2 protein-coding genes are annotated in these 7,664 nt (G+C 43.3%); one reads left to right on the forward strand and one right to left on the reverse strand.

The window, feature by feature from the left end; genetic code table 11:
- Window positions 1-483 precede the first annotated feature (483 nt).
- Window positions 484-1,659, reverse strand: coding sequence for a chromate transporter (locus AC33VI_RS20885; protein WP_491784194.1), 1,176 nt, complete (start codon window positions 1,657-1,659; stop codon window positions 484-486).
- 338 nt (window positions 1,660-1,997) lie between these two features.
- Between AC33VI_RS20885 and AC33VI_RS20890 the strand changes: the two genes are divergently transcribed.
- Window positions 1,998-7,517, forward strand: coding sequence for a phytase (locus AC33VI_RS20890; RefSeq protein ID WP_491784195.1), 5,520 nt, complete (start codon window positions 1,998-2,000; stop codon window positions 7,515-7,517).
- Window positions 7,518-7,664: the final 147 nt, after the last annotated feature.

Genomic DNA, 7,664 nt, shown 5'->3' on the forward strand with positions numbered 1-7,664 from the left:
AAAGTGCGGTCTTGGGCGGGGCTTTCAAGCACCTGAAATAAATTCAGGTGTCAGCCCCTTGGCTCTCCCCCATGAGGAGGCACGGACTCGGAGCTTGCATCCGAGTATGGAGTGCCGTCAACTTTTTCAAGACGCGCCTTAGGGCGATATTATGCCCTTGTGGTACGCGGTGAGACAGTCCGTTGCGGTGAGGCACTTTCGGTGGGCGGGTTTCCCGACTTGAGAAAAGTGCCGAATCCGAAGGAGTCTGTGACCCGTTGAAGGAACTGTCGAACCCTTTAGGGGGTCTTCCCTCTGATAGCTACCCTCACAGATAAATTTTCTGATCCCGAACTGATACCAAATTGAAAAAAGAATGCGACACATTCTGTAAGGGTCGTTCGCGAACGACTTTTAGTTGCGGTAAACTACGCCCCTTACTGCCCGCTGAAAATTAAGAACTGTACGGGCGGTTCGTGAACCGCCTCTAAAAACTAAAAACTATTAGCCAATCAATCCTGAAAAATGAGCGATCGCGCCAATAATTGCCCCAGCTACAATTAACCAAATGGGATTGATTTTAAATTTTAATAAAGCGATCGCGCTCAGAATAGCCATAACAACGGTCAACCAATCGATTAGCGCAGCCCGCCCTAAAGTGAAAGTAACTCCAGCCATCAAACCGAGAGAGGCAGCATTGACCCCATCTAAAAAGCCACTCGCCCAAGGAGATTGACGTAATTTTGACACCCAAGGATTGACAATTCCTACTAACAGAAAAGCAGGTAAAAATATACCGACAGTTCCCGCGATCGCACCCAGATTTCCTGCCAGTAAATAGCCGACAAAAGTAGCCGTAGTCAGGACAGGCCCAGGAGTAATTTGTCCGATGGCGATCGCATCTAATAGTTGTTGAGAGGTTAACCATTGATTCCGTTCGACTAAATCCCGTTGTAGAAAAGCTAACAAGACATAACCGCTGCCATAAAGGATCGAACCGATTTTGAGAAAATAAAGAAATACACTCCCCCAAGCTACGGAGATAGCGGTTGTAACTCCCCCCGCAGAAGCAAACATCTGGGGTAAGGGTAATAAAATCAGCCCATTCAGGTTGCGATTGTTTTGCCAGTTTTTAATTACCATGACTGCCAAACCCAGCAAAAACAACAACAGAACTTCGTTAAAATTAGCTAGATAAGCTGCGATCGCCCCAATTCCCGCAATTCTGGTAATCGTATCTTTCATTGCCTTATTGCCCAGTTTCCATAAGGCTCTCAGTACCACAGCCACAATTGTTGGTTTGATTCCGTAAAGCAACCATTCCATTTGGGGTAGAGTTTGGAAGCGGACATAAAGCATCGATAACAACCAAACCACCGTCATTGCAGGGAGAATAAAACAAGTTCCCGCCACAAATAAGCCGCGCCACCCAGCTTGTTCGTAACCGATGTGAATCGCTAATTCTGTAGAATTAGGGCCAGGAAGGAGATTGGTAACCCCCATCAAATCTAATAAATTTTCTCTCGTCATCCACCTGCGCCGTCGGACAACTTCATCATCCATCATGGCAATATGGGCTGCGGGACCGCCAAAAGCGATCGCACCCAAGCGAAAAAAGACTAGGGCTAATTCTTTGAGACTGGGTTTTTGTTGGGTTTGACTTTCAATTGCGGGGGTCATCGATCGATCTTTGAATTTCGATTGACTATACAACTCGAAAGTTAAATTTATTTAAAGAGCAAGGCGATCGCTTATTTTCTCAATCAATTAAATCCCATCATTTATTACTATAAAAATTTCAATAAAAACTAATAGCTTAACAGAGTTTAAATAAAATAATTATTTATTCTAAATTACCAATAATTAAAAACTGAGTATTTAACCTAAAAATTGCCATTTATTAAACACAAAGATTCTGGGATTTAACTTTACTCTCATATTCTTAAATATTGATGCCAAATCTAGATACATACCAGAAAGCATCTAATTAAATCGCATTATAGTTGCATTTAAAACCAATGGCTAATAGTGATAATATTCGTTTTGCTAGCTTCAATGTTGCTCTCAATCGCAGCGCAGAGGGAGAATTAATCGACGATTTATCTACTCCCGATAACCCACAGGCAAAGAATATTGCCGAGATAATTCAGCGCAATAATCCCGATGTGGTTTTACTCAATGAGTTTGATTACGATCCTAACGGGGAAGGAATTGCCTTATTTCAAGAGAATTATTTGGGTGTCAGCCAAAATGGGGTAGATCCAGTCGAGTATCCTTATGTCTATCTTGCCCCTTCCAATACGGGAATTCCTTCGGGCTTAGATCTCGATAACGACGGTACTACCGACGGCGCGGGAGATGCCTATGGCTTTGGTTTCTATCCTGGGCAATTTGGGATGGTGTTGCTATCTAAATATCCCATTGTCGAAGAAGGGGTGCGAACTTTTCAGAATTTCCTGTGGCAAGATATGCCAGGCGCATTATTACCCGACGATCCCACTACTCCCGAAGCAAATGATTACTATACCGAGGAAGAATTAGCAGAGTTTCGTCTATCTTCCAAAAGTCATTGGGATATCCCGATTGAAATTGATGGGGAAATAGTTCGCGTTTTAGCCAGCCACCCCACCCCACCTGTATTCGATGGGGAAGAAGATCGCAATGGCAGACGCAACCATGACGAGATTCGTTTTTGGGCGGATTACGTTACCCCAGGAAAGGGAGAATACATTTATGATGACAACGGTAATTTTGGCAGTTTAGGAGAAGGGGAAAGCTTCGTCATCATGGGCGATCAAAATGCCGATCCCTTTGATGGAGACAGTACTGATAATGCTATTTTGCAACTATTAGATAATCCAGTTGTGAATACTTCTGTGACTCCCAGCAGTGAGGGGGGAATTGATGCCAGCGATCGCACTAATCAAATTAACGATATCCACCTTGGCGATCCTGCGTTCGATACGGCAGATTTTAATGATGAGTCGCCAGGGAATTTAAGAGTTGATTATGTATTGCCTTCGGTAGATTTAGAGATTAACCAAGCAGGAGTATTTTGGACTACCGAGGGCGATCCTTTGTTTCCCTTAGTGGGTGATTTCGATCCAGAATTATTGCCTACTGGTTATCCTAGTTCGGATCATCGTTTGGTATATGCAGATGTTAGTTTGGCTGAAGCTGAAACAGATAATAATCGTCAGACTGTGACTGGGATTGAGTTCATTGGCGAGGTTAGTTTTAGTACTGGCTTTACTTTTGAAGAGACGGAAGTTGGGGGAATATCGGGATTAGTTTATGACGAGACTAATAATATTTACTATGCCCTTTCCGATGATAGAGGTAACAGGGAAAGCAAAGCCGACAGTAACGAGCCGCGCTTTTATACTGTAGAGATCGATCTTAGGGATGGGAGTTTGGATGAAGGGGATGTTGAATTCCAGACTGTTGAGTTTTTAAATAATGTTGCTGGCGATCCTTTTACTCCAGGCACAGTAGATCCAGAAGGGATAGCTTTATCTGGCGAAGGAACTTTATACATTTCCTCTGAAGGAGATGCCAATAACTTAATCGATCCTTTAATTGGGGAATTTACCACCGAAGGACAAATAGTTGATGAGTTACCTGTAGACGATAAATTTTTACCCACTGTTAACCAAAATACGGGCATCCAAAACAATCAGGCTTTTGAAAGCTTGACTACTACCCCTGACGGCAGATATCTCTTTACCGCTACAGAAAATGCTTTATTCCAAGATGGCGAAAGATCTACCATTGAAACTGGCAGCCTAGTTAGAATTATCCAGTACGATTTAGAAACAGAATTAGTTATTGGCGAATTCCTCTACGAAACCGATGCCATTCCCATCCCTTCCGCAACAGAAGATGGCTTTGCCGATAATGGTTTAGTTGAGTTATTGGCGATCGATAACACGGGGACATTTTTGGCTTTAGAACGTTCTTTTACCGAGGGAGTAGGTAACAATATTCGACTCTACGAAGTCAATATCCAAGGGGCAACAGATATCAGTGTCGTAGATAGCTTATTAGATGAGGATGGCGAGGCAATAGACGTTGATGCAACGGCTTCTAAAAGATTATTACTCGACTTTGATGAACTGGGTATTACCCTCGACAATAGTGAGGGGATATCTTTTGGCGAAATATTACCCGATGGCAGACAGTCCATCATTGTCACCAGCGATAATAACTTCAACGATGCCCAAAAGACTCAAGTATTAGCCTTTGCGATCGATACCGATACTATTCCTACCATCGCCCCCGTTACCGAAACCCCAGACGAAATTCGCTTTGGTAGTGCCGAAAACCCAGATCCAGATAATGCCCCCGATGCCGACGATCCAGCGATTTATCTCCATCCAGAAGATTCCGAACAAAGTTTTATCGTTACTACTTTTAAAAACGGTGGCTTAAGAGTCTACAACCTAGCAGGATCGGAAATTCAAAGTATTACCCCCGAAAATATTCGTTACAACAATGTCGATATTGCCTATGGCGTAGAATATCAATCCCAAGTAGCAGGAAAAACCGATACAGTCGATCTGGCGATCGCATCTGACAGGGCAAATGATACCCTAGCTATCTTTGCCATAAATCCTAATGTAAGGGCGAACGGCGGTTCGCCCCTAGAAGATGTTACCTCTATTAATATTTCTCCATCGATCTTTGGCATTGACGATGGGGAAGCTACGGCTTACGGTTTGGCTACCTATACTAGTTTGGTGGATGGCAAAACTTACGTCTTTGTTTCCCAATCCGATGGTAATAAAATCGCCCAGTTAGAAATCAAAGCAGGATTGGGCGCAGCCGATGGCTTAGAAGTCAATGCAGAAGTAGTCCGTACCTGGGAAGTACCCATCCCAGAAGGGGAAGATCCCGCAGACTATCAGGTAGAAGGGATGGTAGTTGATCGCGAGACAGGAGATTTATATGTCGGGCAGGAAGAGTTTGGTATTTGGAAATATAATGCCGAACCGAATAACGACAATCCACCTAAATTGGTAGATACCGTCGAAAACGGTAATGTAAAAGCAGACATTGAAGGTTTAACTATTTACTATGGCGAAGACGGTAACGGCTATCTCTTAGTATCCAGTCAGGGAGATAGTACTTTTGCAGTATACGATCGCGCTGGGAGTAATTCTTATCTGGGTAATTTTGCGATCGAGGATGTGGAAGAATCTGATGGGGCGGATGTTATCAACGTTCCTTTGGGAAATAATTATCCCGCAGGGTTATTAGTCGTTCAGGATGGTAGCAACGAACCTCAACTTGTTTTTGGCGATCCTGAAGATGGGGAAATTCAAAATTTCAATACCAATTTCAAATTTGTTTCCCTAGCTGACTTTGAAGCAGTATTTAATAATCTTCCAGCCTACGATCCTAATGCTTACGATCCGCGCAATCCCGAAGCCAGAACTTTAATTAACGGCGTAGCCAGCGGCGATACGACTCAAGACTCCACAGTATTGTGGACGCGCAGTAATGTCTTGGGTAACGTTACTTTTGAATATGCCACCGATGCCGAATTTAATAACATTATCGGTACGGTTGAGACGGAAGTTACTGATACGACTCTTCCCGTTAAAGTAGACATTATAGGTTTAGAAGCGGGTACAGATTACTATTATCGCGTTACCGATGCTGGAGGCGATACCGAAATTGGTGAGTTTCATACCTCTGCCGAAGTTGGTACTTATGACGGATTGCGCTTTGGGGTAGCTGGCGACTGGCGGGGAGAACTTGCCCCCTATCCCGTTATTAGTAATGCCGATGAAAATGACTTAGATTTCTTTGTCGAACACGGCGATACTATCTATGCTGATTTTGGTTCGGATGCGGTACTCAATCCCGATGGTACGCCCAAAGAACAGGTAGAAACCATCGAGGAATATCGGGCAAAACATAGCGAAGTTTATGAAAATAGGTTGGGAAGTAATACTTTTGCCGACTTGCGGGGTTCTACTTCTATTTTGGCAACCATTGACGACCATGAAGTAATCAATGACTTTGCTGGGGGCGAAGCAGCAGTCAACGACGATCGCTTTTCCGAAACCGAAGGTCTAATTAACGATACGGAACTCTTTGATAATGGTTTACAGTCTTTCCAAGAATACAATCCTCTACGGGATGAATTCTACGGCGAAGTAGATGAAGCAGTAACTTCAGCAGAAAGAAAACTCTATCGCTTTAATACTTATGGTAGCGATGCAGCAAGCTTTGTTTTAGATAGCCGTTCCTTCCGCGATCCTGTCATAACTCCCCCCGAAGACATTACCAACCCCGAAGAAATTGGAAGAGTGTTAACTGAGTCCATAACTTTAGATCGCACCTTACTAGGGGAAACTCAATTTGAGGATCTCAAACAAGATTTACTCTCAGCCGAGGAGTCGGGCATTACCTGGAAGTTTGTCATGCTGCCAGAACCAGCCCAAAATCTGTTTCCTGGTATCAATACCGATAGTTATGAAGGCTACCTTAACGAACGTGCCGAACTGCTGCAATTCATTGAGGAAAACGAAATCGATAACGTTGTCTTTGTGGCTGCTGACGTTCACATGACATCGGTAAATAATCTCACCTATCAAACCGAACCCTTTGGAGAACAAATTGCCACTAGTGTTTTTGAAGTAACCACTGGTGCGATCGCTTTTGACCCCCCAACAGGGGAAATTTTAGGTAATCTATTCATAGCCGATAATCCCGAACTTGCCGAAACTTATAACTCATTACCCATCGCTCCCGATAGTGACGATCTACCGAACGATCGAGACGATTTTGTCAAACAAGCGATCGACGACACTCTTCTAACTCCCTTGGGTTTCGATCCCATTGGTTTGAATAACAATTTACCCCAAGCAGAAGGCTTAATCGATGCAGAGTTAATTCAGGGGGATTATTATGTCGGACATACCTATGGTTGGACGGAATTTGAGATCGATCCAGATAGTCAACAGCTTACAGTTACTACTTATGGCGTAGATGCCTATTCTGAAGCGGAAATTTTAGCCAATCCCAACGCTATTAACCAACTAGAACCCATTATAGTTAGCGAATTTGTGGTTAATCCTCAAGGAACTATCGTTGAAGGAGATACTGAATTCACTCCTGTTTTTGGGACTTTGGATGATGAAACTCTAGATATTACGGGAACTAAAAATTTAGTATTTACAGGAGAAGGTAACGATACGGTCAATATCTCTGGTGGTGAAAACCGCATCTATGGCGATGGTGGTGATGATGCTTTCTTCTTAGGTACTGGCGACTTTGTAGTCGGCGGAGAAGGTTCTGACCAATTCTGGGTTGCCAATCAGGAAATACCAGAAGTAGCCAATCTCATAGCTGACTTTGAAGCAGATAGCGATGTTATCGGTTTTGGTAACTTGGGTATTAGTTTTGCAGATCTAACTCTTACTCAAGAAGAGGATAATACTTTAATTGCTACAGGAGATAAGACTGTCGCTATTTTATCGGGTATTGATGCTAATAGCCTAAGTGCGGATAATTTTGCCTTTGGCTAGGGCGTGTCATCATTGATTTACTGCGCTTTTCACATGGGTAGACCACATAATTAAACTTTAAAAACTAAGAACTAATACCAATTCTCGAATACAATGAGAGACTTCGGTTGTGGCAGGGGATAGGGGATAGGGGATAGGGGATAGGGG

This window comes from Waterburya sp. (genome assembly GCF_058530065.1).